We start from the raw sequence: 26,947 nt of genomic DNA, 5'->3' as shown, positions 1-26,947 counted from the left end.
CTGCAGTTCGACTGATTGGAGAGACCGAGATGAGTACGACACGCAGAACCTTGTTGAAGCTCGGTGGTGTTCCGGCGGCCGTCGGCCTGGCGGGCTGTGCCACCGCAACCGGGATCAATCCGGTGGTTCCACCGGTGGCGAAGGCGATCCAGGTCCCGGACCAGGTGCGAGCGACACCGGCCACGATGGGGGCCGCACCGGGTACGCAGTTCAATCCACGCGAGAAGCCGACCTACGTGCCGCAAACGAACGATCCACTCGGCTTTTCGATCGCGGACAACCTGTTCTGGAGCGACATCATGATGGAGCACGCGATGTTCATCGCCCATCTGATGCCCGGGCCCGAACTCGACGGGCCGCGCCGGCAGGCCGAGGAGTTCCAGCGCATGTTCGCACGCCACCTGGAGCAGGCGCGCGGTATCCGCCCGGACAACTACGTGAGCTTCAATCGCGCCTCAATCGACTTGGCCAAACGCATATCGGACTTCAAAAAGACGATGGGCGAGCAGCAGGCCGCGGGGAAGATCCGCAGTCTCGTGTGGCCCCTGTTCTTCACGCACACGGCGCGGGAGGCAGATCGCTACGCTCGGCGCCTGGAACTCTACAACCGCCGGCAGATCGAACTCGATCGCCGCGAGGTGGTGGAGTTCTGGAGCGCGACCATGGGTGAGCACTCGGCTTTCATCGCCCACCTGCTCGACCCCGACGAAAAGCTGCTGATCGAGCAAGCCAGCCGGCTGGAGAAGGCGTTCCGGCAACCTGCGCTGCGCGATGTCCGCGGTGACGACGTGATGAAGGCAGCCCAGGAAGTCCTCGACTTCAAGACGGTCGGCGAACGAGGAATCTACGCCGGCAAGATCAAGTCCATCATCTCGCCTCCCATCGCGTCACACGTGCGGCGGGAGGCCGTGCGCTTCATCGACGAGCTCAAGCGCACCCAGCCGGGCTGAAGCCCGCGGCAAGCACCGACGTTGAAGGAGACGGCATGCAGACCAATGGCAAAACGAAGTCCTTCTGGATGACGACCACGACCATGGGGTCATTCCCGAGGCTGCCGGGGTCCACCCAGGCGGATGTTTGCGTGATCGGCGGCGGCATCGCGGGGCTCACGACCGCCTACCTGCTGTCCAGCCAAGGCAGAAGCGTCGTTCTGATCGAGGCGCTGGATGCGCTGGGCGGGGGAGAAACCGGCCGCACGACCGCCCACTTCATGCCCCCCGACGACCGGTACTTCGAGATCGAGAAGTCGTTCGGTGCCGACGGCGCCCGCATGGTGGCCCGAAGCTTCCAGGCAGCGACCGACCTCGTCGAGGAGATCGCGCGCAGGGAGGCGCCCGAGTGCGAGTTCGAGCGCCTGGAGGGCTACCTGTACTGCCTGCCGGGGCAGGACCCGCAGGACCTGCAGCGTGAGCTCGAGTCCGCCTTGCGTGCCGGAGTGGCCGTCGAGCGGCTGCCGCAGGCGCCCGGACTCGCTTTTGACACCGGGCCGTGCATCCGGTTCGCCCACCAGGCTCAGTTCCATCCATTGCGCTACCTGGCCGGCCTGGCCCGCGCCTGCGTTCGACAAGGCGTGCGGCTGCACTGCGGCACGCGCGCCGTGGACATCCAGGGGACCGCGGAAGTCCAGGTGGTGACCACGCTTCGCGGCCAGATCCGGGCTCGGGCGGTGGTGGTCGCGACCAACACTCCCTTCAACGACCGCGTGGTGATGCACACCAAGCAATCGGGGTACCGCACGTACGTCGTCGGTATGGAGGTGCCGAGGGGGGCGGTCCCGCGCATTCTGCTATGGGACACCGGCGAGCCGTATTACTACGTGCGGCTCGCGTCCGCTGCTGCCGATTCGGCGACGGACACCCTGATCGTTGGCGGCAAGGACCACAAGGTCGGCCAGGATTCGCGCCCCGAGCGCCGATGGGACGACATCGAGCGCTGGGTGCGAGAGCGGTTCCCGATGGCGGGCGACGTCACCCACCGCTGGTCCGGGCAGGTGATGGAGCCCGCGGACCCTGTCGCCTTCTTCGGCCGCAACCCGAACGACGAGGGAGATGTCTTCATCATCACGGGCGACTCGGGAACCGGGATGACGCATTGCACGGCGGGCGCGATGGCCGTCAGCGACATGATCATGGGGCGCGCGAACCCGTGGGCCGATCTCTACGATCCGGCCAGAAAGATGACGCACGGCTTGGGCGAGTTCGTCAAGGAGCAAGCCAACACACTCGCCCAGTACAAGGATCTCGTCACCGGCGGCGACGTCGACGACGTGGATCACATCCGTCCCGGCGAGGGCGCGGTGGTCCGGCGCGGTGTGAGCAAGCTGGCGATCTACAGGGACGATGCTTCCATGCTGCACGTCCGTTCCGCGATATGCACCCACCTTGGCTGCGTCGTCGCTTGGAACGCGTCGGAGAAGTCGTGGGATTGCCCCTGCCATGCCTCGCGGTTCAGCATCGAGGGGGAGGTTCTTCACGGACCGGCGGGATCACCATTGCCTGAAGCGAAGCTGGATGTTCCGCCTGATTGACGCATCGGCGGCAAGACCCGCCAAAGCGTTGGCGTCTGCATTCGAGTGGCTGTGCCGACAGCCCGCATCCACTCGGAGCGCCTGATGGCACTCAACGGGGTGAACCAAGTTCAGCCAGTTTCGTTGCTGCTCGTTTCCAGTACGCAGTGACGGCCTTCACAGGGCCATGATGCGTGTGTGCCATCGCATTCTCTTGAGCAAGAGACTATCTTTTCTGGTGTCAGCAGAAGGCGAGTACGCAAAGAAAAGCCCCTGACCGGCAGGCCAGAGGCTTTTCAATCCCTCAATCACCCCAATCGCGCGCGGGCGATGTTCACACGCGTCCCACGCGCTGACTTCCCCGAAGTTCAATGCATGAGAGCCCCCCCGGGCACCACGAAAACTTGATCGGTCCCAGACTGCACAAGCGTCTTGCTGGCTGCTTGGTCGAAGGACCGAAGCATTACCTTCCAGCGTCCGCTCAGTAACTGCTCAAGCTCCACCACCCGGTATAGGTGAGGATCGTTTGCAAACCGCAGCACGTCAGCCATGCTCAGCTTCTGGATGGTTCGTCTTGCATTCCCGTTCATGTTTAGTTCCTGATGACCCATCACTCTCCTACAGATGTAGGCGATCGCCGACTGGGACGTAGGAAGTCTCCACAGGGCTGCTCGTCCATGCCCGTAACTGGCAGCCGAAGCTGTAAGTAAGCGTGCTAACACCAAACAACGCTCTCTTGCGACTGGCCTCTGCGCACCCTCCGAGCGAGGTGTCGACTTCTAGGGCGTGCCGCCGAGTGCTTCTAGGGCTCCGCTCGTTGCTCTCTTACCTCTCGGGCAAGCCTCTCCATCTCTGCGAGCGCTTCTGGCAGCAGAAAGTCTGCTCTCAAGCGCAGCGCCCTGGCGGCATCCAGCAAGTCCTGAGGAACTGGTGGCCCTCCACGGAGCTCCTGGAGGTGGGCGCGAGACAGCGCGAAGTGGGCCTGCTCCGCCGCCGCCTGTGCAGCAAGCCACTTGTCGAAGATTGGGTGGAGCTTGTCCATGCGCACCCCCGCGTAATGGAGTGCGAAGGCAACGAGGTGGCCTGCCTGTTAACCGGCGGCAGCTCAGTGCACCAAGAGAGCCGCATGGTCGAGAGAGTTGAACCTAATGTAGGCGGCGTCGGACCGAAGTAGGTCAACGCGCCGTGCTGGTCGGCCCGATGGCCTACGTGGGGCGTGCGCCCCTTTCCTTGACGCGCAACGGGCGCACGTGTGCTGATTAGCTAGACCACTGACTCCCCTGTTGGGCGTCATTTGCTGCAGGCGAGTGCTGCTTCGATGAGCCCAGTAGACGGCTGAGACAATCATCAGCAGCCCGACGCTTTTCCGAGGCGTCTCGCGTTAACGAGACTGCTTGGGGGCTGGCACTCAACTGACCTGCGTCCTTTAGCCTCTGCTCGGCTGCCCGCGCCTCGCCTTCGAGCTCACGCCAATGCTTCAACTCATCCTGAAAGGCTGGGATATCCACGGCGGCGCCTAGTCTCGTGCAGCGCGGATTATCATGCCGTGATGCAATCGCCGATGTAGGCGCCGATCTACTCAGCCTTGCCTAACACGCGCTGGTCCTTGCCACCCTGGACGCGGTCCGCACTCGCCTCAGGCTTCTTTGCCGGCCTGTAGGCTACGAGAGCGGAGTCCAATCCGAGACCCCGTGGAGCCGGAGCAACCCGGCCAACTCCTCGAAAGCCACAGGCTTGATCAGGTGCCGGTCGATGCCAGCCTGGGCGGATCGAACCCTGTCCGATTCCATGCCGTACCCCGTGACGGCCACGATCACGGCGTGCTGTGTGCGAGGGTCCCTTCGGAGTGCCTTGGCAACTTCGTAGCCGTGGATCACCGGCAAGCCCAGATCAAGCAGGATGACGTGCGGCAAAAACTCCTGGGCAACGCACAAGGCGGTCTGGCCATCCCGAGCCACCCGGACCTCGCACCCCTGCGTGGAGATCAGCTCCACCATCATTGCAAGGCAGTCCTCCTGATCCTCCACGACCAGGACGCGCCGGGCGGCTTCCTGAGAGTGAGGTACTGCGGGCATACGCTGCTTTGTAATGCTTCAATCGGCTCGGCAACAATCAGTATCAACGGCAGTTTTGCTGGGAAACGACAGCCCGCTCGCCGGACCGCTCGCCGGTTGCGTCCCGCTGGGCAGCGGGCCATCCGAAAACTTGTTCCGCACCCGTCGGCGCGAGCCGCGAACTGCTCGAAAAGGTGAGGCCCAGTGAGCGGCGCGAGATGGTTAAGAGCGCGACTGGTGTTCGCCTGCGGCCTTTGGACGCAAGGATGGCGTCGCTCTTCTGATCCGGTCTCTTGGACGCTGCAGGCGGGCAGCCGCTAGCCCCTGGCGTTCGCGGGCGGGACGCGGACCGCTTCGCGCAGGTGCCAGCCAGCCCGCCGCCGGTGCTGGGATTCAAGTTCGGAGGCGGACACGCCTCCTTTCTCGACACGCCCTTGCGCCCATAGCGAGCGTGCACTCGCGGCAGGTGTCGCGTCCCTCGGCCGATGGTGTCGGTCGCCACTACAAGGGGAGCGGAATGTCCGCATTCGACGTACAGACATGTCTCCCCAATGAGACCGATAAAGCCTTCGCTGGCGCACCGAGCGCTGGCGGCCGCAGTGCGGAGCAACGCAGCTGCTCAGGGGCGTTGCGTCTCCTGCATCGCACGCGATGCACAGAAACCTGCAACAGAAGCCACCCCCCGCTGTCGCGCGGGTCCTCGCGTCCAGCGTTCAGTATCACCCGTCACGAGCAAATCCTGTAAACATCAAGCCGACCAGGCTGGTGCCCGCCAAAGGAGGGCCTCATGAGTTATCCAGAAGAAGGGGCAAGGCTGAACGAGTGGTTTGTCCCGAGTTTCGGTCCGCTGCGATTTCGGGTCGCGATCGGTCTGCTGTTCCTGCCCTACACAGGGATGGTCCTGGCATTCACCGTAATCGGGTCGATGCTGGCCAACACTGTCCATTGGGATCGGGTGGCGGCCATTGTGGTCATCTACTTCTTGGGCTTGGGCGTAGCGGCCCATGCGCTAGACGCCGTGGGTAGCCGGGGCACCAAGCCTTGGGGCAGTGTCTTCTCACGGCGACAGCTCTGGCTGGTGGCCGCCGGCTCGCTAGTCCTCGCCTATGCGATCGGCACCTTCTACATGCTGCGCGATGCACCCATGCTCTGGTGGATTGCAGTGGCCGAGGGCTTTTTCCTGCTCGCCTACAACCTCGAGTGGTACCGCGGCCGGTTCCACACGGATGGCTGGTTCGCGCTTTCCTGGGGAGGTTTGCCCGTGCTGGCCGGCTATGTCCTGCAGACGAACACGCTTTCATGGGCGGCCATCCTCGGCGCCAGCGCGGCAGCCTTGCTGGCTCTCGTTGAGGTCAAGTCATCGCGTCCGTACAAGGACCTCAAGCGAAGGACAGGTATCGAGCCACTGTCCGAAACTGAGCGCCTCTGCGAGCAGCAATTCGAGTCGATCCTCAAGGTAGTGAGCCTGGGGGTGATCCTGCTTGGCGCAGGCCTCGCGACTTGGCGCTGGGCTGGCTGAGAAACGAACGAGATGACCCCGCTTTTTGACACTTCGTTCGAGGATTATTGGCGTGCCACTCGTGAGCGCCTCGATGACGAATTCGAACGCACCCGCCGGCGTTTTTTCGACCGGCTTCCTGCGTCCCATTTGGCCACCATCCGTGCGGTGCTGGCGGGTGGCAAGCGCCTGCGTGGCTGCCTCGTGTGCCTGTTGAACGACTCGTTGGGCGGAACGCGGGCGGCGGCCGTCCCGCGGGCGATGGCCGTGGAGTGCGTGCACGCGGCCTCGCTGATCCACGATGACTTGATCGACGGCGACACCTCGCGCCGCAATCGCCCCGCCACTTGGACCACTGAGGGCCAACGCAGGGCGGTGCTGCTGGCAGACCTGATGTTCGCCACCGCCTTGCAACGTATGGTGGAACTGAGCCCAGACGATGGTCTCACCTTGGCAGAGGCGATCGCCACCATGGCTACGGGCGCCTACCAGGAGCCGCTGGTGCCGACCGACCTGCGGGGTTTCAGTCAGGACAAGGCCCGGTTGTATCCTGAGCTCATTTACCTCAAGACGGGAGTCCTGTTCGGTACGGCGAGCCGCATGGGGGCCCTTGCGGCGGGTGTGTCCGCGCCACTTGCAGCACACGCATTCGAGTACGGCGCCCGAACCGGCGAGGCGTACCAAATTGCCGACGATCTGCAGGATCTGGTCGAGCGGGCAGCGGATCAAACCCCGACGCCGGCGCAGCTGAGTCTGCTTGCCCCTGCCGTCTGGCATTTCTGCGCCGACCTGGCACCGGAGTCTTCCTCACTCACGCCAGATCATGCGGCACGGCTGCGGCCGCAGCTTCGCAGCGCGATGCTGGCCGCGATCGAAGTACGCCTGCAGCAGGCAATGGCTGCTGCAAACCAGCTTCCAAGCGGCCCGTGCGATGTGCTGCTCGCGACCGCCCCCCGTCACATCGTGCGGGCTATGTCGCTCGGCGCGCCGTGACGATCGCCGAACCATAGAGGGTCAGGTCCAGCCGGCGGATCTCGGCGAAGCCGTGCGCCTGCAATGCAGCCGGCAACTCCTGTGGCCACCGGGACTGTTCAATGAGCTGCGGCAATCCCTGGAAGATCTCGCGCCAGGCTGGAAACAAGGGGCTGCCCAGCCGCTGCAAGGCCTTGAAGTAAAGGCGCCAGACGGACACCAGATAAGGCTTGGGCGGATAGGTGAAGTCATGCATCAGAAACAGTCCACCAGGCTCGAGCATGTCCCGCGCGTTGGCCACCAGCCGCGGCAGGTCGGCGTACTTCGCCAGATAGGAGGAGCTGATGCAGTCGAAAGGCGCCTGCGAACGGTAGTCCTCGGCGCGGCTGAGGACGAATTCGACGTTGGGCAGCGCTTGCCGGCGCGCCTTCTCCCGCGCGATAGCCAGATACTCCTCGCGGAGTTCGACTCCGACGACCTGGCAATGCGGCAGGCGGCGCGCGATCGCGAAGGTGGAAATACCCGTCCCGCAAGCCAGGTCGGCAACCCGACGCGACCGCGGTGGAACAAGTTGGGCGATCCGCCGCTTCCACAATCGATCAATGCCAAACGTGGCTGCATTGACCATCCAGTCGTAGCTGTTGCCCGTGCCCTGGAAGAATCGCTCTACCAACGCCAGCCGTGGATCTTTCGGTTCAGGCGGCATCAAAAGGGTCCTTCCAGCCTGCTGAGAACGATTGGGTGGTTCGCGGCATGCCTTTGCACAAGCCAGAATCGCCGCGCACTCGCGAAACTTAAACATCGCGCAGAGCCGGAGGGAGCGCAGTAACGAGCGGTAGGCGTGTATCACGAACTCCGACCGCAGTCGGCGGACCCGCAATCCATTGGTCAGAGCGGCTCCAGGCCGTCCGCTGCTTCGCAGGTCCGGCGCTTTGGGGCGGCAGTCACTCTGTTGAAGGATGGCGTTCGAAGGAAGGCGCTTGACGGCTCCGTTTCCCTCACCTTTGGGCGGTGGGGCGTGGGCCCCGTGGGCTGTGCGAGAAAACGAACCCGAAGGGCTGCATGAGCGCTTCTTGGCGCAGACCAAGCCATAGTCCAGAGGGGCTACTCCGGACGCCACAAAAAGTCCTATTGTCCGGGCGGGTCTGAACGGAGGCGCTATGAAGGTGGCGTTCAGGGTGGCGGTGGTCGTCGCTTCTGCCTTACTCGTCGCCCGTTGTGGCGGCGGGGGAGGCGAAAACCCGTCCCCGCCAATCTCGAGCAATGGTGTGAGGCCGGGTTCAATCAGCCTTCCTCCGCCGCCGCCTCCTCCGCCGGCTCTGCGACCGGAGCTTCCCGTCGACGCGGGCAATGTGTTGCCGCAGGCGAGCGTTACTGGCCAGTGGAGCCGGCTGCAGAATCTGCCGATCTCTTCGGTCCACAACGCTTATCTGCCTAACGGCAGGATCATGCTGGTGGGACGCAATCGCAACCAGACTCTCTGGGACCCCGTGACCCAGTCCGTCAGCGCCCTGCCGAGCCCCGGCTACGACCTATTCTGCGCAGGCCACGGCTTGCTGCCCGACGGCCGCGTGCTGCTGGCTGGCGGCCACATCGCTGATTTCGTCGGCTTGGCGAAGGCTTCGGTCTACGACCCGCGCACCAACAGCTGGACCCCGGCGCCCGACATGAATGCCGGACGCTGGTATCCGACGGTCACCACGCTGCCCAACGGCGACGCACTCGTCGTATCCGGGTCGATGAACACCTCGATGAGCATGAACACGCTGCCGCAGGTTTACCAGCGCGCGACCAACAGCTGGCGCGATCTCACCAGTGCGCAGCTGAGCCAGCCGATGTACCCGATGATGTTCGTCGCGCCGGATGGGCGGGTGGTCGACGTCGGGCCGGGCACGACGACTCGATCGCTGGACACGAGCGGCACCGGCAGCTGGTCGTTCGTCGCCAGCCGCAACCACGGCTTTCGCGACTACGGCACGGCGGCCATGTACGCACCGGGCAAGATCCTGGTGGTCGGCGGCGGTGATCCGCCCCAGGCCTCCGCCGAGGTCATCGACCTGAACGCGAGCAACCCGAGCTGGCGCACGGTACGTTCGATGTCGGTCGCGCGGCGCCACCACACCAGCACCCTCCTGCCCGACGGTACGGTGCTGGTGACGGGCGGAACCGCTGGCCCAGGCCACAACAACCCCAACTCCCCGGTTCTCTCCGCCGAGCTGTGGAACCCCGCTACCGAGACCTGGACCACGCTGGCCACCGGCACGGTCCCGCGGCTGTACCACTCCGCCGCGCTGCTGCTGCCGGATGGGCGGGTGGTCGTGATGGGCGGCGAGAGGAGTGCCTTTGCCGTGGAGCCCGCGGTTGAGATCTTCTCGCCGCCGTACCTGTTCAAGGGCGCCCGCCCGGCGATGAGCAGCGTGCCGGCGCAGCTCGCGTATGGCCAGCGGTTCACCATACAGAGTGCAGATGCTGCAGTCATCAGCAAGGTCACGCTGATCCGGCTGTCGACCGTCACGCACGCGTTCAACATGGACCAGCGCCTGAACGTGCTGCCGTTTACCGCAGGCACGGGCGCGCTCGACATCACGGCGCCGCTCAATGCAAACCTAGCACCGCCAGGCTTCTATATGCTGTTCCTGATTGATGCCAACGGCGCGCCGTCGGTCGGGAACATCCTGCAGCTCGGTGCCATTGACGCATCGACAGAGTAGCTGCCGCAATGCCAGCGGGACCGGACCGACCGCCACTCAGGGAGTCGAGTCCTGGAACAGCTGACCTCGGGCGGTCACGTCCGCTCTTGGCAAGATGATGTCCCCCTGGAGATCACGTACAACTTCGAACGCGCGCAGTGTTCGATGCTGCCTGCGTCAGGTGGCCGCGTGACCGTTGCCCTCACCATCAGCGGATCGCGCGCATTTTGCGAGGCATTCAGGGAGGTGCCTCGAAAAGGTGAGGCCCAGTGAGCGGATTGGTTAAGAGCGCCACTGGTGTTCGCCTGGGGACTTTGCGCGCAAGGACGGCCTCGCTCTTCCGATCCGGTCTCTTGGACGCTGCAGGCGGGCAGCCGCCAGCACCCGGCCATCGCGGGCGGGACGCGGACCACGAGAGCGGTAGCCGTGTATCACGAACTCCGACCGCAGTCGGCGGACTCGCAATTCCTGGCCTCGCGATCTGTTGGTCAGTGCGCTCCAGACCGGCAACGATCTTGTCTCCCGCCGTGACCGCAGCTTCGCGCGAGGTCAGCTTCTGGCCTAGCAGACAAGTGGAGGATGGCTCCAGCTTTTTGGGATGGAACGGGGTGGCCAGGAGGCGAAATAGTCCGCCATACCGCAGGTCAGGTTGACCGTCATGGAGGTCTCGAACGTCTTGCGCTGGCGGGTCTTGAACGACGCCAACAAATGGAGCAGGAAGACGCGGGCTGCGAATCGAGCAGCGGGAGGAGCGCTTGTCGGCCGCTTCCTTGTGGCACAGCACGCGCACCTGCGACTTCTCTTCCCCGGCCTTCACATCCGGCAAGGCGTGAAGCGGAACGCAAGCCATCACCATCAGGACGGCAAGCGAACGGCAAGGCCTCTCGTTGAAAGCGTGGCATCGCCATCCCCGACCAGAAGGCCGCGTTGGTCATTTGGTGGCAGGCTTTTTCGCCGACCTGCGCGCGGCTTCCAGCGCCGCCGCCTTCTCCGCGTGCTTCTCGGCGCGCGTTCTGCGCGGCTTGGGCTTCTTGGTTTCGTGGGCCTCCTGCGATTCCTTTCTGGCCTTCGGCTTGTCCTTGGCCTCGGGACGATGCGTTCGCACCAGCCGATCGAGGGCGCTCGGCCTCGGTTGCAGCGCCTGCGCCCTGCGCTTGTCGCGCTCCTCCTTGAGCAGCCGGCGCTCCTCGATCAGGGCGGACTCAGCTTCGGAGGGCTGAGCGTTCGCCCCGCCCGTTTCCATCCGGCTCATCATTGCGCGGTGAAGCGCTTGGCCGTTCGCCGCGATTCTCTTGGCCATCGATGCAGTACGAGTTGGCATGTGGCAGTTCCTCATGGTGCAAAGGCCACTGTAGGCCCGTGAGGCGCGCGACGCCAGCCTGTTTGCGCCATCGCGGCGCTTCAGGCGCATGCATGAGCAGGTACATGCTTAACGCTGCGGCAGGCCTCCGGGCGACTACCGCCCCGAAGCGGACGTCGCACGCGAATTGAGTCGGTGCCACTAACCGCGAAACGCGCGATCGGCCTCGAGTACACGCTCCTCTCTGCCTGACCCGGCATAGTGACCGTGATGTTGGCGAGCATCAATTGCTGGGCTCGAAACGAAACCCACGGATCAACAATCCGGCGGTGCGCGTGGCGTCCGCTTCTGGCCGTAAGCGGACAATGGGAAGAATGGAACCAGCAGACAGCAGCGGTTCACGGGAAGGCCTGAGATCCCGCAGCTTTCATGTGATCTCGCGCTCGGACGCTCGGATTTTGGTGCTTGGGACGCTGCCCGGGGAGCGCTCCCTCGCGTGTGGCGAGTACTACGCCCACCCGCAAAATCGGTTTTGGATGATCGTCGGCGAGGTCCTAGGCTTCGACCCACTCGGACCGTACGAAACTCGCGTGAAGCAGCTTTTCGACCATCGAATCGCACTCTGGGATGTCTGCGCCGCGGCAGAGAGGCCAGGCAGCTTAGACGCCAGCATCCGCTCAGCCAGCGTAATGCCCAATGATTTTTCCGCCTTCTTCGCTGGACATCCGGGGATCGTCCGGGTCTGCTTCAATGGGCAGCACGCAGCGAAGCTGTTCCAGCGCCTTGTACGCGAGACTCTTCCCACGGATGTGCGGTCGGAATGGGTGACGCTGCCCTCAACCAGTCCGGCAAACGCTTCGGTATCGCTGGAAGAGAAGCGACGTGCGTGGTCTCAAGCGCTTCTGAGCTGAGCTAGCCCTAGAGTACCACTGAGATAGCCGAAGCAAACGTCACGCCGAGCGCAAACGACAATGGGCCGATGCAGCAGTCGATCGGCTACGTCTCGCTGGTGGTAAGGGACTACGACGAAGCTCTGGCCTTCTTCGTCGGCACGCTCGGCTTCGAGCTCGTGGAAGACACACACATTCCGGAGCAGGACAAGCGTTGGGTCCTGGTCGCACCGCCAGGGTCCCGTGAGACGAGGCTCGTGCTGGCCAGGGCCAGCAACGACGAGCAATGCAGCCGAGTGGGTAACCAGACCGGTGGGCGGGTCTTCCTTTTCCTGCACACCGATGATTTCTGGCGTGACTACGAGCGCCTGCGCATCAAGGGCGTCGTGTTCCGCCGGCCGCCCAAGGAGGAGCCCTATGGAACGGTCGCCGTGTTCGAGGACCTCTATGGGAACCTATGGGATCTCCTTGAGCTGAGGAACTGATGTCTGCAGTCGACTGGTTGAATCCGCCGCCAAAAGCAGCCCTCAATCGAGGTGAGCAGCTGCGCACCTGTCGCTGCGGTGACTCGCGGTCGCGATAACGACAAGCACGCCAGGGCGAGGCTCCTAGATTGATCTTCCGTTTTAGGAGGATGCAATGTCCGAGACCTCCGCCTCCACTGACCCGCTGATGCTGGTCCGATCCGTCAATGCGACTGCCGCATTCAACCGATGGTGCGGCATTGAGGTGCTGAGCGCCGGCGACGGGCAGGCGGAGATCGCAATGCCCTGGCGCGCGGAAGCGGGCCAGTACGCGGGCTTCTTGCACGCCGGCTTGATAGGAGCGCTTATCGATACCGCGTGCGGCTTTGCCGCTGTCACGCTGGTCGGCCGCGTGCTGGCGTCCCACTATGCTGTCAACTGCTTGCGGCCTGCAGTCGGCGAACGCTTCATCGCCCGCGCGCGAGTGGTAAAGCCCGGCAAGACGCAGGTCTTCACTTATTGCGAGCTGTTCGCGCTCATGAACGGCTTGGAAAAGCTCGTCGCCACAGGTGAGACCCTGTTGACGCCTGTGTCACAGGAGCGCGCCTCAGACGAACACTGACAGCTTTCCGAGAGGCAGACGTTCTCCTCTGCGGCAAACAGGCCGAGCACTGGCGCCAGTGCCGCGCACGGGCCCGCCCGTCCGCCGCCCAGCCCTGGCCCTGGTACGTCAGCCGCGAGTGTTCTTTGATTCCGTCATGACCAACGATCTCGACCGCCGATCGTGGACACAATTGGGGAATGCAACACGTGCAATTTGGCCGCACCGGCCTGAAGGTGTCCCGCTTGTGCCTCGGCACCATGACTTTTGGCCTCCAGTGCGACGAGGAAACCTCCCGCGCGATCATGGATCACGCGTTCGAGGCAGGCATTGACTTCTTCGACACGGCCGACGTTTATCCCCTGGGCGGCGGCTTGGAGCTCGCGGGCCGCACGGAGGAAGTGATCGGCCGCTGGCTGCAGGGCCGACGCCACAGCGTGGTGATTGCCACCAAGGCGGCGGCGCGCGTCGGCAGCCGTGCCTGGGACGAAGGCAACTCACGCAAGCACCTGCTGGATGCGATCGACGCGTCGCTCAAGCGGCTGGGCACCGACTACGTGGACCTCTACCAGCTGCATCGGGACGACGAGAATACCCCCCTGGATGAATCGCTGGAGGCGCTGGACGTCATCGTGCGTTCGGGGCGCGCGCGTTACGTCGGCGTGTCCAATTTCGTGGCATGGCGCCTTGCAAAGATGCTCGGGCGCGCCGACTTGCTCCGGGTCGCGAGGCCTGTGTCGGTGCAGCCGCGCTACAGCCTGCTGTTCAGGCAGTTCGAGCGCGACCTGTTCCCGCTGGCGCAGGAGGAAGGCCTGGCCGTGATTCCCTACAACCCGCTGGCCGGCGGCATGCTCTCGGGCAAGTACAAAGTCGGCATGCAGCCGCAGGAAGGCACGCGTTTCACCTTGGGCAAGGCAGGGCGTATGTACCAGGAACGCTACTGGCACGAGCGCGAGCTGGCAGCTTCGACGACCTTCGCGAGCATCGCGCAGCAGCATGGCATCGTGCCAGCCCAAGCGGCGATCGCCTGGGTGCTGGCGAACCCCGCGGTCACCAGCGTCATCATCGGTGCGAGCAAGGCCTCGCAGCTCACCGACAGCGTCGCCGCCGTCGACGTGGCGCTGACGCCGGAGCTCGCGTCCCGGCTCGAAGACATGACACGCGAATTCCGCTACGGCGACGCCGTGCGCTGAGCATCGCCGCCGCTGGCGTTGTGTCTGTGTCCGGTCCCTCCGATTGCGCACATCTTGGAAGGACAGGTCAGCCGTGGTCAATGACCTGCCTTCTCCGCCGCGCATACCCAGGTAGTCAACACGAACCCTCAGTCTCTTACTGTCGTTCGAGGCCAGGTTAGCGCCGCCGCGGACTTCGCAGAACGCTGCCACCAAGCCCCCGCCTGCTCGGGCGAAACTGACTTTCACATTTCTCCTCCGGATTGAGGATGGCAGACACCTTCCTGGTTCTCTAGGCTTCATGACATAAACGCCAAACCCTGCTGCCGCTATGCGTCGCTTCAACTTCGACGCGCCTAGCAGGATGAGGACGAACGCTGCATCACTTCGGAGATAGCGACATGGACCACGTTCTTGAGCAAGTGCTCGTGCTGAAGAAAGCAATCGCGCTAGCTAGCGCTCAGCACTCGGAAGCTCTACGCGAAGTGGCGCTTCTGCGGGCCGAACAGAACAGAGTGACGCTTCCGAAAGCTCTTCGCGTGGTCAACCTCATTGAGTGTGAGATTTCTTACCTGCAGGGTGAGCTGCGCAGGCGGCTGCATTGAGGCTTGAAAGGCCGCGCCCACTCCGACGTCTGCGACCAGGCGATCTCGTGCGTGTTCGGCAGCGGCCGCAGCGCGGGGGTTCCACCTCGTCGAGACCGGGCAATCGAACGCTGATACAAGCGGAGAGCGTCGAAACACTGCGCAGAGGCTCGTATGAAGGGGGAGGCTGGGTAAAGTAAAGGCTTGTTTGGACGACAAGGAGGCTGATATCGAGAAGCGAAAAGGCATACCTTGATTTCTCTGTATCTCTCACTTGAGCCGGCCGCGTCGCCCACTGGCAGCGTGCGCCGGCTCTCTGTCGTCAGCGGCTTTAACGCACTCACGCGTGAAGTTCCGCTCTCCGGCCGCTACTGACCGACGAGCGTGCTAGACGAAGAAGGGACTCCCTATCTGATTGGAATCGTCCGTTGCTTCGAGCAACTGCGAGCTCAGCGTGATGCGCCAGCCTGCCCGGACGCGGCTTCGTCGTCTAGGGCCTGCTGCACGGCGCGGTAGAACGCCTCGCGGGCGTCGCTGGCGGTGCGGTCGGTCGCGCCACCGCTCCAGTTGGCATTGGACGCAATCACCAGCTTGCGCCTCGGGTCGATGAAGATGCCTTGGCCGAAGATACCGCGGGCCGCGTAGCTGCCATCGTCGTACGTCCACCACTGGTAGCCGTAGCCGCGGCCCGGCTGGCCGATGCCGGTGCGGGCGGTGGTGGCTTCCTGCAGCCAGCCATCTGGAACGATGGACTGGCCATTGGCGCGGGCGCCTTCCAGGATAAATAGGCCCGCGCGCGCGAAGTCGCGCGCGGCCGCCTGCAGGCAGCAGCCGCTGATCTCGCGCCCCGTGCGGCTGAGGATCCAGGTGGCCTGCTGCTCCATGCCGGCTGGCACCCAGATCTTTTCCGAAAGGTAGATCGAAAGCGGCTTCTTCGTCGCCTCGCTGACCAGCAGGCCCACGAGGTTGGTTTCACCGGTGCTGTAGCTCCAGCGTGTGCCCGCCGGCACCGCGCGGGGCAGGCGACGCAGGTAGCTCACGAGCGCGTCGACGCCCTCCTCGGGCTCGTGATTGTTGAAGCGCGCGACGTCGGAATTGGGGTCGCCGTAGTCCTCGTTCCAGCGCACGCCCGAAGTCATCGTGAGCAGCTGCCGGATGCTTACGTCGTCGTACGCGGAGCCTTTCATCTGCGGCAGGTAGTCGCTGACCTTGTCCTCCATGCTGCGGATGTAGCCGTCGCGGATCGCCGCCCCCACCAACGTGGACGTGAGCGACTTCGCCACCGAGAAGCTGGTCCAGCGCCCCCTGGCGTCGAAGTGCAGGCCGTAGCGCTCCAGCCGCACCTTGCCGTCGTGCACGATGATCAGCGCCGCGCTGCGCTGGGCGGCCATGTAGGCGTCGACATCCACCGGCATCTTGAGCGGAGCGCCGGTCGGCAACGCGCGCGGCGTACCGCCGGCTGGCACCACGCGCGCCTTGGCCAGGATGGGAAGGCGGTCCAGCGCGCGAAAGGCCGCGTCGCGCTGCGATTCGCTCCAAAACAGCAGGTCTCGGTTGGTGGGCACTGCCGCGATCAGCCCCCGAGTCTCCTTGTCCAGGCTGAACCAGCCACCGGTGCCGGCGATTGCCAAGGCGGTCAGCAGGCCAAAAGCGATTCGCTTGAGTTTCAAGGTGGCGCTCCGTGCAACTGCGGTGAGCCACATTGGACACGATGACCTCACTGAGCTCAACGTGTCCGCTGCAGCCCCGGAAATACCCGCAGCGCGCCAGCGCGCGGCACCAGCCCGGCGCCGGAAACGGGCGTGTGGGAGCAGGAGCGCCGTTCCTACAAACGGCCGTGCAGTTCCGGTTGCACAGTGCCTGCCCGAGCGCACGGAACATTCCGGCGCTTGATCCACAGTTTTCTCGGCCGGCGAGTGCCAGCTGTTTCCGGCTGCCGGTGAATGGCGTGCTGGGACAGCAGCTCGGTCGCGACCAACTATCCCGTCAGGAGGTGACGAATGGCATCGAAGAAGCCGAGCAACTCGAAGAAGTCCGAAGACCCCGGGCACCGGATCCCCCCCGAACAACAACGCCCGACGGGAACGCTGCCAACCGAGCGCCGTCGCCCGGCTGCCGAGCAGCGCACTACCCAGTCACGTCGAGACAAGACGAAGCCATACGAGCACCAGTGACGCGGGCTCGAGAGAGTCCAACCGAGGGAAACCATCCATGACCAAAGGCAAGAGCAAGACCGGCGGCCGCAGCGGCAGCGATTCGAGCAACGCCAGCCGCGCATCGGCCAGCGACCGCAAGCACGACAAGAAGAAGATGCAAGACGACAAGAGCATCAAGCTTGGAACCGAGCAGTCCGGCAAGATGAAGGACTCGCAGGGCGGCGCCAAACGCGAGAACGACAAGTAGCTCTCTCGCGCCGCGCCCCTTACGCGGAATCCGGCGAGGCGTGCGCCACTGATCGCCGACCCTGGGCATGGCCTTGGCCATGCTGGCGGAGTGCATGCTCAGAAGATGAAACTCGAGTATCTCCTCTTCGACTTCACCGATGAGGAGACCGGATCCTGCAGCTTCGATGCAATGGCGTCGGTGCTGCCGACCCGCTTGCCGGGCGTGCTCGATGAAATCAGGGCCGTGCTCAGTTGGGCGTATCGCGAGTTCGGCCCACCATCCGCCCTTGGCCAAGAGGGCGAGTGGGACTTCGAAGTGCAGGCGTCCGTCGAAGATGATGTCCCCCTGAAGATCACATACGACGTCGAACGCGCGCGGTTTTCGATGCTGCCTGCACCAGCTGGCCGCGTGACCCTAGCCCTCACGATCAGCGGATCCCGCGCATTTGGCGAGGCGTTCAGGGAGGCGTTTCCTGAATGACTAGCGCCGGGCACTTCTCAGGGTCGTCGCGCACGAGGGCACCGTCGAGTGGCGTCGGCAATCTCGTGCAAGAGCTCTTTGCAGGGGGTTGATGGCGGCCGGCGCCTCGAGCTTGTAGTTCCACATGCCCAAGTGCTCGCCGAACTTCAGCAGCGCCGGCAGCCGCGAGTTCTGCGCAGAAGCGCTCGTGCAGGGATTAGGAGCCCTGCGCAAGGCGTGATGGGGGGCTGTCTCCTCGAGCATTTCCCATGTGAACCTCCAGCGGGTGCAAGTTTCGGGTGTCGGGGAGCTACGGTGCTTCTTGTGCCGGGGGTGTGGTTCGCGTCATGCGGATGAACGAACGGCGCGGTACCGGCGTTTGACGGGCGTTGAAGCTGCACCGGGCGCAGCTTTGGCGGGCTCGGGCTCGACGTCCTGCGCGTCGCGCGGCGGGGGCAGCTCAGGGTCGTCGTGCACGATGGGGATCGTCGAGCCGCGGTCGGCAATCTCGTCCAGGAGCTTCGTCAGGGCGTTGACCGGCGCCGGCTTGAACTTGTCGTTCCACATGCCCAGGTGCTTGCCGACCTTAACCAGCGCGGGCAGCCGCGAGCGCAGCAGGATCTGCGGGCCGTGCTTGGTGACCTTCACGCTCCGCAACAGCATGCGCGCGCCCGGCGACAGGCTGCGCATGTCCTTGAGGATCACCCGTGTGTTGCCCCGGCCCGAGCACTCGGGGCACTCGGGATGGGGCTTGCGGCCAGCGTCGTAACCGGCGCCGCCCTTCTCGCGCATCGGCTTAGGATCGTAGGCCTCGCCCTCAGCGCGCTTGCGCTTGGCCTCGGATTGAACATGCTCGTGGAACGCGCGCTCGAATTCGGCCTCGGTGTACTGGTATCCGTGATACTGCCCCCAGCAGTTCCGGCACGCGCCGACGCGGATCTCCACCAGCTCGCGCGGGTCGGCGGTCGCCATCTCCCACAGCCTGACGAGCACCTGGTTCGCCGGAACGGCAGCGACCGTGGCTCGCTCGTTCATGAGAGGCTGCTGCGCACTGCCGTTAGACGAGTGGCTTGCGATGTCTGGCGGGATGTGTTTCGGCGCTTCCTTGCAGTCATCGGGGCTACTCTGCTGGGCTACGCAGATGCGAACCGGGGCAGGCGTTCATACATGCTGATGCCCTCCGGGTACTTCGTCAGGCGCGATCTGCAAGTTCCTGATTTCAACGAGCAGAGCGAGCAGCCGACGAACGACATCAGCGCCCCGACGCCGCCCGCCAAGGCCCAGACATTTCCTTGGCCGTGCTGGATGTGCTTGGCTGCAACGTGGCGCCTGCGTCAAACCGCAGCTTCAGTCCGATCGACTCGGCCCAGCGAGTGGCCTGCGCGGGATCCGCTTCGAGCCGGGCGATGCAGAATCCGATGCCATCGGCCATATCACGAACCAGCTTGATGCCAAGGAAAAGCCTCAGCTGTGTGCCCAGAAGGTCGCAGAACTCACCGGCCGCACTGGCGGACCAGTGCCTGTCGCGCCAGTTGTCGATGAAGAACTGCTGTTCGGACAGATCGACAGGAGAGGACATCCAGCGGCGGATGAGCCCGTCGAACTGCTCGTGATGCGACCACGGCGTCATGTCCACCCAGTTCTGCCAAATCGGCTCGCCGGGGGCGGCCAGCAGCTGCAGCTCGCGGCCGATCTTCTTGCGCCCGCGAGCATCGAGTTCGTCATCGAGGAATAGGCGCCGCTCGAGCGAACTCATGTGACCCAGCGCTTTGAACTGCAAGAACCGCTCAAGAGGAGGGCAGGCTCGCACCGAATCGCAGGCGTCCTGCGTGCTCACCCCCCGCCGCACGAATTCGTCGCCGCTAAACGGCGTAAAAGGTACAAACACCTCGCGGCGGCGCCGCGGGCCGCTCACGGCCGGATCACTGAGCGTCTGCACATTCACTGAGAAGTCCCGCTCCTCGGATGCCGCTTCGAGCCGCGGCCAGTTCCGCACGCACTCGAGCGCGCGGGGCTCACCCGCCCTTGCCGCCGTGATGATCCTGTCCCACGACGAGCCGGTATCACTATCGGTTCGGACTTGCTCCATTACGCACCCGGCCGTGCGTCGGGCTGCGGCTGTTGCGCCAATATGGTCGCGTCGCTGATATCCGCTTCATCTTGGCCGGGCAGCCTCAGGCGCCCAGCCGAAGCCGGCGCAGGCTGGTATACCCGCTCGATGTGCTCGATCAGGCGGCTGATCTGGCGCTCCAGGTTGATGCGCGCACGCTCGATGCTGTTGGTCCACTCGACAGGCGGCATTGCGGCATCAGCCATGATCGCCGCCGCGCTCGCGCGCCCCTGCGGCGTGTCGGGCAGCAGGCTGGCGACCGAGTTTTCCGGCCGCTCCCCCGCGATGTCCTCGGCGAACAGGCGCGCCTTCTGGTGCAAGGCGTTGTCGAGGCGCTCCAAGCGTCGCAACTTGACCGAGTTCGTAGCCAGTCGCTCGATCAGCAGCCTCACTACCGTCGTCGCCTGAGCGTATTGCTCCAGAAGCTCGCCGAAGAGTTCTTGATATTCGGCCTCTTCCTGCGGGTGATACCACCCGATTGCCGCCACCCCCGTCTTGAAAGCATTTCGGCTGGCGCTGACCTTGCCCTCCGGCGAGCGCGGCCCGCCGCTACGTCTGGCGTTTGGAATTCCCATCATCAAATCCTGGTGCGTCATTCATTTAAAAAATCAGGCGAGAAGCCAGTACTAGTTATGCGCTCAACTTTCGACGAACTCACGGTTGAGTTGAAACAGAAAAACAAATGCTCGACCAGGGCTTTGGCCGTGCCGCCGGCTGCGATGAAGGAATAAGAAGGACGCGCGCCGGCTCTTGTGCGCTGCGCAGTCTGAAGCAATAAAGAACATAATGAATCGATCAGTTACAATGGAGCTTGGTGCAGGAAGTACGCCGCGCAGAACGGACAAATTCTCATTCGGAATTGCCGGCAGCGACGGCGCCATACCGACGTCAGTGAGCGCTTTTTGGCCGATCGCCACACGCGCTGCCACGGCGAATGGCCAGTGGGCGCGCGCCTTCCTCCTGCCCGGGCTTGACGCAGCTGGTGCTCGCTCTGCCCGTAGTTGAGTGGTCAGGACGGAAGGCGCTCGGCCGCGCGCTTCTTTCATCCCTCTTTTTTCAACTAGCCGCAGGTACACCTACACACATGGACTGAAAAGACTCCTGCCACTGCTGAGGCACCGGGCTTAATTTCATTTGTCTTTTTCGCGGGTGCTGCTGCTGCCTACACATACACACATACACACATTGGAGTGAAGCAGAGCGTCAGTTGGCTGCTTCGAATTCCCATGCATCCAGCAAATGCGCTTTGATCCAATCTCTTTTTCCAGTAAGCTGCAGGTATGCCTACATACATTGAATTGAAGCAACAGGCCGAAAAGCTGATGGCGCAGGCCGAGGAGTTGCGCCAGCGCGAGATACAGCAGACCATTGAGGAGATCAAATCCAAGATGCAGGCCTACGGCATCACGCCGCAGGATCTCGGAATTGCGCAGGGCGGCCGCACGCGCGCCGCGCGAGGCAGCACCGCGAAGGCTGGCCGCAACACCGCTCCAAAGCCAATTAAGTACCGCGGCCCCAATGGCGAGGCGTGGTCCGGCGGACGAGGTCGCAAGCCCAAGTGGGTGACCGAGGCACTGGCCAGCGGGAAAAAGCTGGAAGACTTCCAGGCGCGCTGAAGTCGCTGGAGACCGAGCGTGGTGGTGTCGCGTCGAGCACGGCGGACACGACTCCTGTGCTCAGCCGCTCTGCGAGGTAGAGCGGGCGTGTTTGGCTCATGCGTGAAAATGCGCGGATGCAGCACCGACCAGCTTCACCCGCAGCAGTCTCTCTAACCCGGCGCCCCGCCGGGGTGCTGGCATTGGCCACGGTGGTCTTCATCCTGGCAGCGACCTTGATGCCGGTCGGTCCCAAGAACGACTTGCTCAGCCCCTTCCCGGCCTACCTCCATCTCGACAAGGTGGGGCACTTCCTGGGCTTCGCACTGCTGGGCGGTGCGCTACGGCTCACTGGCCGGATCGGTCCGTTGACGGCCTTCGTCATCGCCACGCTGCTGGGCGCGCTGACGGAAGCGCTGCAGTTCCTTGCCGAGGGCCGCATCGGCCGCGTCACCGACGTGCTGATCGATGGCGCGGGCGCGGCGCTGGGCATCGCTGTGGTGATGGCGCTGCTTCGCCTGCAGTTGCACGCAGGCCGGCGAGGCGCCGCCGCTCGCTGACCTGTTGGCTGTTGCTGTCACGACGCGATCGAACTCAGCCCAACCGCGCGCGCTGATGCTCAGCGCCATTGCGCCCTTTGAAGGATCAGCTCGCGCGCGTCAGCCGAGTCTCGCGAGCTGATCCTTCAGCTTGGTCAGCGTCGCCCCGAACTCCGCAATCCGCTTCCGCTCCTGCTCGATCACCGCCGCCGGCGCCTTGGCCACGAACGCCTGGTTCGCCAACTTCCCGTTCGCCTTCGCCAGCTCACCCTCCAGCCGCGCCGCTTCCTTCGACAGCCGCGCCTTCTCGGCCGCAACGTCGATCTCCATGTAGAGGCACAGGCGCGCGTCGCCGAGCACCGCCACAGGCGCGGCCTTGGCGGCGGCCGCCCAAGCCGCTTCGTCCTCGAACACCTTCACTTCACTCAACCGCGCCAGCGCCTGCAGCACCGGCGCGACCTCGCGCAGGAAAGGTGCATCGCCAACCGCATAGAGCGGCAAGCGCGTTCCCGGTGACACATTCATCTCCCCGCGCAATTGCCGGCAGCTGTCGACCATCGCCTTGAGCCGATCGACGTACGCGATCGCCGCTTCGTCGATCTTCTCGGGCTGCGCCTGCGGATACCGCGCGATGCTCACCGACTCGCCCGCGATGCCCGCGACCGGCGCCACCTTCTGCCAGAGCTCCTCGGTGATGAACGGGATCACGGGATGCGCGAGCCGCAGGATCGCTTCCAGCGTGCGGATCAGCGTGCGGCGCGTGGCGCGCTGCTCGCTCTCGCTGCCGTTTCGCAGCTGCACCTTCGCGATCTCCAGGTACCAGTCGCAGTACTGGTTCCAGACGAAGTCGTAGAGCGCGTTGGCCACGTTGTCCAGGCGGTACTCGGCGAAGCCCTGGGCGACGTCGGCTTCGGTCTTCTGCAGCATCGACGTGATCCAGCGATCCGCCTGCGAGAAGCGCAGGTAGCCGTGGAACGGACCGCCGGGGCGGCACTCTTCCTTCGTGTGTTCCTTCAGGCCGCAGTCCTGGCCTTCGCAGTTCATCAGGACGAAGAGCGAGGCGTTCCAGAGCTTGTTGCAGAAGTTGCGGTAGCCCTCGCAGCGCTTGGAATCGAAGTTGATGCTGCGGCCCAGTGAGGCGAGCGACGCGAACGTGAACCGCAGCGCGTCGGCGCCGTAGGCCGGGATGCCTTCGGGGAATTCCTTTTCGGTGTTCCTGCGCACCTGCGGCGCCGTCTCGGGCTTGCGCAGGCCGGTGGTGCGCTTTTCCAGCAGCGGCGGCAGGGCGATGCCGTCGATCAGGTCCACGGGGTCGAGCACGTTGCCCTCGGACTTGCTCATCTTGTGGCCATGCGAATCGCGCACCAGGCCGTGGATGTAGACGTCGCGGAAGGGCACCTGGCCGGTGAAGTGGGTCGTCATCATGATCATCCGGGCGACCCAGAAGAAGATGATGTCGTAGCCGGTCACGAGCACCGTGGAGGGCAGGTACAGGTCCAGGTCCTTCGTCTGCTGCGGCCAGCCGAGCGTCGAGAACGGCACCAGCGCCGACGAGTACCAGGTGTCCAGCACGTCCTCGTCGCGGCGCAGTGTCTTGCCGGGCGCCTTCGCCTGCGCTTCCTGCTCGCTGCGGGCGACGTAGACGTTGCCCTGCTCGTCGTACCAGGCGGGGATCTGGTGGCCCCACCAGAGCTGGCGCGAGATGCACCAGTCCTGGATGTTGTTCATCCACTGGTTGTACGTGTTGACCCAGTTCTCGGGCACGAAGCGCACCTGGCCGGACTGCACCGCATCGATGGCCTTCTGCGCGATCGACTTGCCGGTCGGGTCCTTGTCGCTGACCTTGCTCATCGCGACGAACCACTGGTCGGTGAGCATGGGCTCCACCACCTGCCCCGTGCGGGCGCAGCGCGGCACCATCAGCTTGTGCTTCTTGGTCTCCGCGAGCAGTCCCTGCGCCTCGAGGTCGGCCACGACCTTCTTGCGCGCGACGAAGCGGTCCAGGCCGCGGTAGGCCGCCGGCGCCTTGTCGTTGACCTTCGCGTCGAGCGTCAGCACGCCGATCATGGGCAGGCCGTGGCGCTGGCCGACGGCGTAGTCGTTCGGGTCGTGCGCCGGCGTGACCTTGACGACGCCGGTGCCGAACTCGCGGTCGACGTACTCGTCGGCGATCACCGGGATCTCGCGGTCGCACAGCGGCAACTGGACGGTCTTGCCGATCAGGTGCCGGTAGCGATCGTCCTCGGGGTGAACCATCACGGCCACGTCGCCCAGCATGGTCTCGGGCCGCGTCGTGGCGACGGTGAGCGCGCCGCTGCCGTCGGCGAGCGGGTAGCGGATGTGCCAGAGGAAGCCGTCCTCTTCCTCGCTTTCCACTTCGAGGTCGCTCACCGCGGTCTTGAGCTCGGGGTCCCAGTTCACCAGGCGCTTGCCGCGGTAGATCAGGCCCTGCTCGTACAGCCGAACGAAGGTCTCGGTCACGATCTTCGAGAGGTTCTCGTCCATCGTGAAGTACTCGTGCGACCAGTCCACGCTGTCGCCCATGCGGCGCATCTGCATGGTGATGGTGTTGCCCGACTGCTGCTTCCACTGCCACACGCGCTGCGCGAACTTCTCGCGGCCGAGGTCGTGGCGGCTCTGGCCCTCCTGCTGCAGCTGGCGCTCCACGACGATCTGCGTGGCGATGCCGGCGTGGTCGGTCCCCGGCACCCAGACCGTGTTGAACCCGCGCATCCGGTGGTAGCGCGTGAGGCTGTCCATGATGGTCTGGTTGAACGCGTGCCCCATGTGCAGCGTGCCGGTGACGTTCGGCGGCGGCAGCTGGATGGCGAACGACGGCTCGCCGTCCTTGGGCGCGCCGGTGCCGCGGAAACCCGCGCGCCCATAGCCGCGCTCCTCCCATACCGGGCCCCAGCGCGCCTCGATCGCGGCGGGCTCGAAGGACTTGGGCAGGCTGTTCAGGCCGGGTTGGGCAGGGGTGTCGCTCATGGCAGTGCGAAAAAACGAAGCGGCACCCGAAGGTGCCGTCGAGAAGCGGGGGAAGGGCCCGATTTTATTCGGGGGGACGGGAACTGCCGTTCGCAGAGGACGCAGAAAGAACGCAGAAATCGCAGAAGAACATCCATGAGGTTTTTCACCGCGCTTTCTGCGTTCTTTCTGCGAACTCTGCGTACCGAGTTTTTTCAGCTTTCGCCAGAGGGCAGCCGCGCGGCCGCTTCGATGCAGCCGCGCAGGATCGCGGCGTCGCCCACCTGGTTGGCCAGCAGCAGGATGAGCCGCGCGTTGAGCAGCTCGGACTGGTCGCGGTCCAGGCCGTGGTGGGCGTCGAGCAACTGCTCGTAGAACCCGTCGGCGTCCTGCAGGTTCAATGTGGTCTTCATGCTGGTGGGCAGCTTCATTGGGCGGCTCCGTTGGCGCCAAGGGCGCGGCTGACGGCTTGCACCAGGCCGGCATCGACGCTCTCGCCGGTGGCCGCGACGTAGCTGTCCGGCCGCACGAGCGCCCAGGCGTGGCCGAAGACGTGGCAGGCGCCCTGCAGGTGGCCTTCCGGGTCGCGCACGTGCTCCAGGGCGCCGGGCCTGTCGGTGGGACCGAGCACCTGCACGCAGCGCAGAGGCGCAGCCTGGACGAGCTCGCGCAGCCGCGCCAGCCCGGCCCGGCCGGGATCGCCGAACACCAGCAGCAGCAGCCGGCCTTCGGCCCACTGGAGCAGGTCATTGACCACGCCGCGCGTGCCGTCCGGCCAGGCGAAGGAGACGTTCTGGACCGACTGGCCGCCGGTCTTCTCGCACACGCTGGAGCGGGTGTACGGGTTGGCGATGGCCATGCGGCCGGTGTTCACCAGCTGCCGCGCGAACGGGTACTGGCGCGCCAGGCTCACCGCCGCCGTGCGAAACACCTTCTCGATGCCGTCCGCCGGCCGCAGGAAGCGGGCGGTGCGGTTGGTCACCAGCACGTTCTGCGTGGCGGCCTCGTGGCGCTCCTCGTGATAGCTGTCCAGCAGGGTGGCCGGCGCCCGGCCCTTGAGCACCGCGGCCAGTTTCCAGGCCAGGTTGTCGGCGTCGGCCACGCCGGTGTTGCCGCCGCGCGCGCCGAAGGGGCTGACCACCTTGGCCGCGTCGCCGATGAAGAACAGGCGGCCGTGCCGCATCGCGTCTACGCACTCGCTGCGGTATTCGTAAGGCCCGACCCAGACGATCTCGACCTCGCAGTCCGCGCCGAACTGCCGCGTGAGCCGCTGTCGCACCACGTCTTCACGGCTGACCTCCGCCGGGTCGGCGTTGGGCGGCATCTGGTAGTCGATGCGCCAGACGTCGTCGCCCATCAGGTGCTGCCAGACCGCCCGGTTCTCGTTGAACGGCGCCTCGATCCAGGTGTGGCGCTCCACCGGCGGATGCTTGGAGAAGCGCACGTCGGCGATGCACCAGCGGTCGTCGCCCCTCTTGGAGGTCACGGACGCGCCGACCCAGCGCCGGAAGGGGCTGTGGCAGCCGGTCGCATCGATCACGTGCTCGGCTCGCAGCTTGTAGTCGCCCGCGGGCGTGGTGACCGACAGCATCGCGCCGTCGGCGTCCTGCTCGAAGGCCGTTACCCGGTTCTTCCAGCGCAGCTCGACCCCGCCCAGCTCCTGGATGCGCTCGACGAGATAGCCCTCGATGTAGAACTGCTGGATGTTGATGAAGGGCGGCTGCGTCGAGAGGTTGTAGGCGCTCTGCTGGCGCAGGTCGAACGAATAGACCTCATCCTTGCCGGCGAAGGTGCGGCCCACGCTCCACTGGATGCCCTTGCGCGCGATGCGCTCGTAGATGCCCAGCCGATGGAAGATCTCCAGCGACTTCTGCGTGTAGCAGATGCCGCGCGACGACGCGCCCTTCACGCCGACCGTGTTGTCCTCATCCAGCACCACCGCGGGAACGCCGTACTTGGCGAGCGAGCAGGCGAGCGTCAGGCCCGCCAGTCCGGCGCCGACGATCACGATGGGGTACTCGCCGGGGCGGCCTTCGCGCAGTTCCGCCGGTTCCTTGAACGGATATTCCGGCAGCTGGTAGCCGCTGCCCTCGGTGAACTCGTAGCCGTTGCTGAACGACGTATCGGCGTAGCCGGTGCGCAACTCGTCCATGGGGTGAAT

Annotated in this window: 27 protein-coding genes; 14 read left to right on the top strand and 13 right to left on the bottom strand. The window is 64.8% G+C overall.

Annotated features, from left to right (window positions below; all coding sequences use genetic code 11):
• The first annotated feature begins 53 nt into the window (after positions 1-53).
• On the top strand, positions 54-950 hold the full coding sequence (locus EZ313_RS17930; RefSeq protein WP_167772644.1) for a DUF2935 domain-containing protein: 897 nt from the start codon (positions 54-56) through the stop codon (positions 948-950).
• A gap of 131 nt (positions 951-1,081) precedes the next feature.
• Positions 1,082-2,527, top strand: a complete 1,446-nt coding sequence (locus tag EZ313_RS17925) for an FAD-dependent oxidoreductase (RefSeq protein WP_240788697.1) — start codon at positions 1,082-1,084, stop codon at positions 2,525-2,527.
• A gap of 347 nt (positions 2,528-2,874) precedes the next feature.
• On the opposite strand, the gene EZ313_RS17920 is transcribed toward EZ313_RS17925, so the two are convergent.
• From EZ313_RS17920 to EZ313_RS17910, 3 genes are all read right to left on the bottom strand, one after another.
• On the bottom strand, positions 2,875-3,057 hold the full coding sequence (locus EZ313_RS17920; protein WP_135264613.1) for a hypothetical protein: 183 nt from the start codon (positions 3,055-3,057) through the stop codon (positions 2,875-2,877).
• Between the two features lie 251 nt (positions 3,058-3,308).
• On the bottom strand, positions 3,309-3,548 hold the full coding sequence (locus tag EZ313_RS17915) for a hypothetical protein (protein WP_135264612.1): 240 nt from the start codon (positions 3,546-3,548) through the stop codon (positions 3,309-3,311).
• Between the two features lie 619 nt (positions 3,549-4,167).
• A complete protein-coding gene (locus tag EZ313_RS17910; protein WP_135264611.1) occupies positions 4,168-4,581 on the bottom strand; it encodes a response regulator in 414 nt (137 codons plus the stop codon).
• Positions 4,582-5,347: 766 nt separating this feature from the next.
• On the opposite strand from EZ313_RS17910, the gene EZ313_RS17905 reads away from it, so the two are divergent.
• Complete coding sequence (locus tag EZ313_RS17905; protein WP_135264610.1) at positions 5,348-6,079, top strand: hypothetical protein; 732 nt, start codon at positions 5,348-5,350, stop codon at positions 6,077-6,079.
• A gap of 12 nt (positions 6,080-6,091) precedes the next feature.
• Positions 6,092-7,051: a polyprenyl synthetase family protein gene (locus EZ313_RS17900; RefSeq protein ID WP_135264609.1), complete on the top strand. Its 960-nt coding sequence runs from the start codon at positions 6,092-6,094 to the stop codon at positions 7,049-7,051.
• Here EZ313_RS17900 and EZ313_RS17895 read toward each other — a convergent pair.
• A complete protein-coding gene (locus tag EZ313_RS17895) occupies positions 7,029-7,736 on the bottom strand; it encodes a class I SAM-dependent methyltransferase (protein WP_135264608.1) in 708 nt (235 codons plus the stop codon). The two genes, EZ313_RS17900 and EZ313_RS17895, sit on opposite strands and share 23 nt — an antisense overlap.
• A 454-nt stretch (positions 7,737-8,190) precedes the next feature.
• Between EZ313_RS17895 and EZ313_RS17890 the strand changes: the two genes are divergently transcribed.
• Positions 8,191-9,741 carry a galactose oxidase-like domain-containing protein gene (locus EZ313_RS17890; RefSeq protein WP_135264607.1) on the top strand — a complete coding sequence of 517 codons (1,551 nt, stop codon included), beginning with the start codon at positions 8,191-8,193 and terminating at the stop codon, positions 9,739-9,741.
• A 910-nt stretch (positions 9,742-10,651) separates the two neighbouring features.
• On the opposite strand, the gene EZ313_RS17885 is transcribed toward EZ313_RS17890, so the two are convergent.
• On the bottom strand, positions 10,652-11,020 hold the full coding sequence (locus EZ313_RS17885) for a hypothetical protein (RefSeq protein WP_135264606.1): 369 nt from the start codon (positions 11,018-11,020) through the stop codon (positions 10,652-10,654).
• A gap of 374 nt (positions 11,021-11,394) precedes the next feature.
• Here EZ313_RS17885 and EZ313_RS17880 point away from each other — a divergent pair, with 374 nt between their 5' ends.
• The 5 genes from EZ313_RS17880 to EZ313_RS17860 all read left to right on the top strand — a co-directional run bounded on the left by EZ313_RS17880 (position 11,395) and on the right by EZ313_RS17860 (position 14,752).
• Entirely contained in the window at positions 11,395-11,931 is a 537-nt protein-coding gene (locus EZ313_RS17880) for a DNA-deoxyinosine glycosylase (protein WP_135264605.1), read from the top strand.
• Between the two features lie 68 nt (positions 11,932-11,999).
• Positions 12,000-12,395 carry a VOC family protein gene (locus EZ313_RS17875; protein WP_135264604.1) on the top strand — a complete coding sequence of 132 codons (396 nt, stop codon included), beginning with the start codon at positions 12,000-12,002 and terminating at the stop codon, positions 12,393-12,395.
• 154 nt (positions 12,396-12,549) lie between these two features.
• Entirely contained in the window at positions 12,550-12,996 is a 447-nt protein-coding gene (locus tag EZ313_RS17870) for a PaaI family thioesterase (protein WP_205960426.1), read from the top strand.
• Positions 12,997-13,175: 179 nt separating this feature from the next.
• Positions 13,176-14,168, top strand: a complete 993-nt coding sequence (locus EZ313_RS17865; RefSeq protein WP_135264603.1) for an aldo/keto reductase — start codon at positions 13,176-13,178, stop codon at positions 14,166-14,168.
• A 380-nt stretch (positions 14,169-14,548) separates the two neighbouring features.
• Entirely contained in the window at positions 14,549-14,752 is a 204-nt protein-coding gene (locus tag EZ313_RS17860; protein ID WP_135264602.1) for a hypothetical protein, read from the top strand.
• 428 nt (positions 14,753-15,180) lie between these two features.
• Here the strand turns inward: EZ313_RS17860 and EZ313_RS17855 are convergent, their stop codons facing one another.
• Positions 15,181-16,401, bottom strand: coding sequence for a serine hydrolase domain-containing protein (locus EZ313_RS17855; RefSeq protein ID WP_240788696.1), 1,221 nt, complete (start codon positions 16,399-16,401; stop codon positions 15,181-15,183).
• Positions 16,402-16,942: 541 nt separating this feature from the next.
• On the opposite strand from EZ313_RS17855, the gene EZ313_RS17850 reads away from it, so the two are divergent.
• A complete protein-coding gene (locus EZ313_RS17850) occupies positions 16,943-17,134 on the top strand; it encodes a hypothetical protein (protein ID WP_135264600.1) in 192 nt (63 codons plus the stop codon).
• 105 nt (positions 17,135-17,239) lie between these two features.
• A complete protein-coding gene (locus tag EZ313_RS17845) occupies positions 17,240-17,596 on the top strand; it encodes a hypothetical protein (RefSeq protein WP_135264599.1) in 357 nt (118 codons plus the stop codon).
• A gap of 324 nt (positions 17,597-17,920) precedes the next feature.
• Here the strand turns inward: EZ313_RS17845 and EZ313_RS17840 are convergent, their stop codons facing one another.
• From EZ313_RS17840 to EZ313_RS23490, 4 genes are all read right to left on the bottom strand, one after another.
• Complete coding sequence (locus EZ313_RS17840) at positions 17,921-18,610, bottom strand: terminase small subunit (RefSeq protein WP_135264598.1); 690 nt, start codon at positions 18,608-18,610, stop codon at positions 17,921-17,923.
• A 217-nt stretch (positions 18,611-18,827) separates the two neighbouring features.
• Positions 18,828-19,664: a hypothetical protein gene (locus EZ313_RS17835; RefSeq protein ID WP_135264597.1), complete on the bottom strand. Its 837-nt coding sequence runs from the start codon at positions 19,662-19,664 to the stop codon at positions 18,828-18,830.
• Positions 19,664-20,281, bottom strand: coding sequence for a hypothetical protein (locus tag EZ313_RS17830; protein WP_135264596.1), 618 nt, complete (start codon positions 20,279-20,281; stop codon positions 19,664-19,666). Before EZ313_RS17830 ends, EZ313_RS17835 begins: the two co-directional genes overlap by 1 nt.
• A 42-nt stretch (positions 20,282-20,323) precedes the next feature.
• Positions 20,324-20,614: a hypothetical protein gene (locus EZ313_RS23490; protein WP_135264595.1), complete on the bottom strand. Its 291-nt coding sequence runs from the start codon at positions 20,612-20,614 to the stop codon at positions 20,324-20,326.
• A gap of 351 nt (positions 20,615-20,965) precedes the next feature.
• Here EZ313_RS23490 and EZ313_RS17820 point away from each other — a divergent pair, with 351 nt between their 5' ends.
• Together EZ313_RS17820 and EZ313_RS17815 are read left to right on the top strand one after the other, a co-directional pair.
• Complete coding sequence (locus tag EZ313_RS17820; protein ID WP_135264594.1) at positions 20,966-21,301, top strand: H-NS histone family protein; 336 nt, start codon at positions 20,966-20,968, stop codon at positions 21,299-21,301.
• A gap of 173 nt (positions 21,302-21,474) precedes the next feature.
• Entirely contained in the window at positions 21,475-21,840 is a 366-nt protein-coding gene (locus EZ313_RS17815) for a VanZ family protein (RefSeq protein ID WP_205960425.1), read from the top strand.
• Between the two features lie 99 nt (positions 21,841-21,939).
• Here EZ313_RS17815 and EZ313_RS17810 read toward each other — a convergent pair whose 3' ends face one another.
• From EZ313_RS17810 to EZ313_RS17800, 3 genes are all read right to left on the bottom strand, one after another.
• On the bottom strand, positions 21,940-24,807 hold the full coding sequence (locus tag EZ313_RS17810) for a valine--tRNA ligase (RefSeq protein ID WP_135264593.1): 2,868 nt from the start codon (positions 24,805-24,807) through the stop codon (positions 21,940-21,942).
• 194 nt (positions 24,808-25,001) lie between these two features.
• Complete coding sequence (locus tag EZ313_RS17805; RefSeq protein ID WP_135264710.1) at positions 25,002-25,199, bottom strand: DUF2783 domain-containing protein; 198 nt, start codon at positions 25,197-25,199, stop codon at positions 25,002-25,004.
• A 14-nt stretch (positions 25,200-25,213) separates the two neighbouring features.
• A complete protein-coding gene (locus tag EZ313_RS17800; RefSeq protein ID WP_135264592.1) occupies positions 25,214-26,938 on the bottom strand; it encodes an FAD-dependent monooxygenase in 1,725 nt (574 codons plus the stop codon).
• Between the last annotated feature and the right edge of the window lie 9 nt (positions 26,939-26,947).

The sequence above is a fragment of the Ramlibacter henchirensis genome, assembly GCF_004682015.1.
Lineage (GTDB): Bacteria > Pseudomonadota > Gammaproteobacteria > Burkholderiales > Burkholderiaceae_C > Ramlibacter > Ramlibacter henchirensis.
The sequence above is the reverse complement of the archived record's forward strand: the minus strand, read 5'-3'. Positions and strand labels throughout refer to the sequence as shown.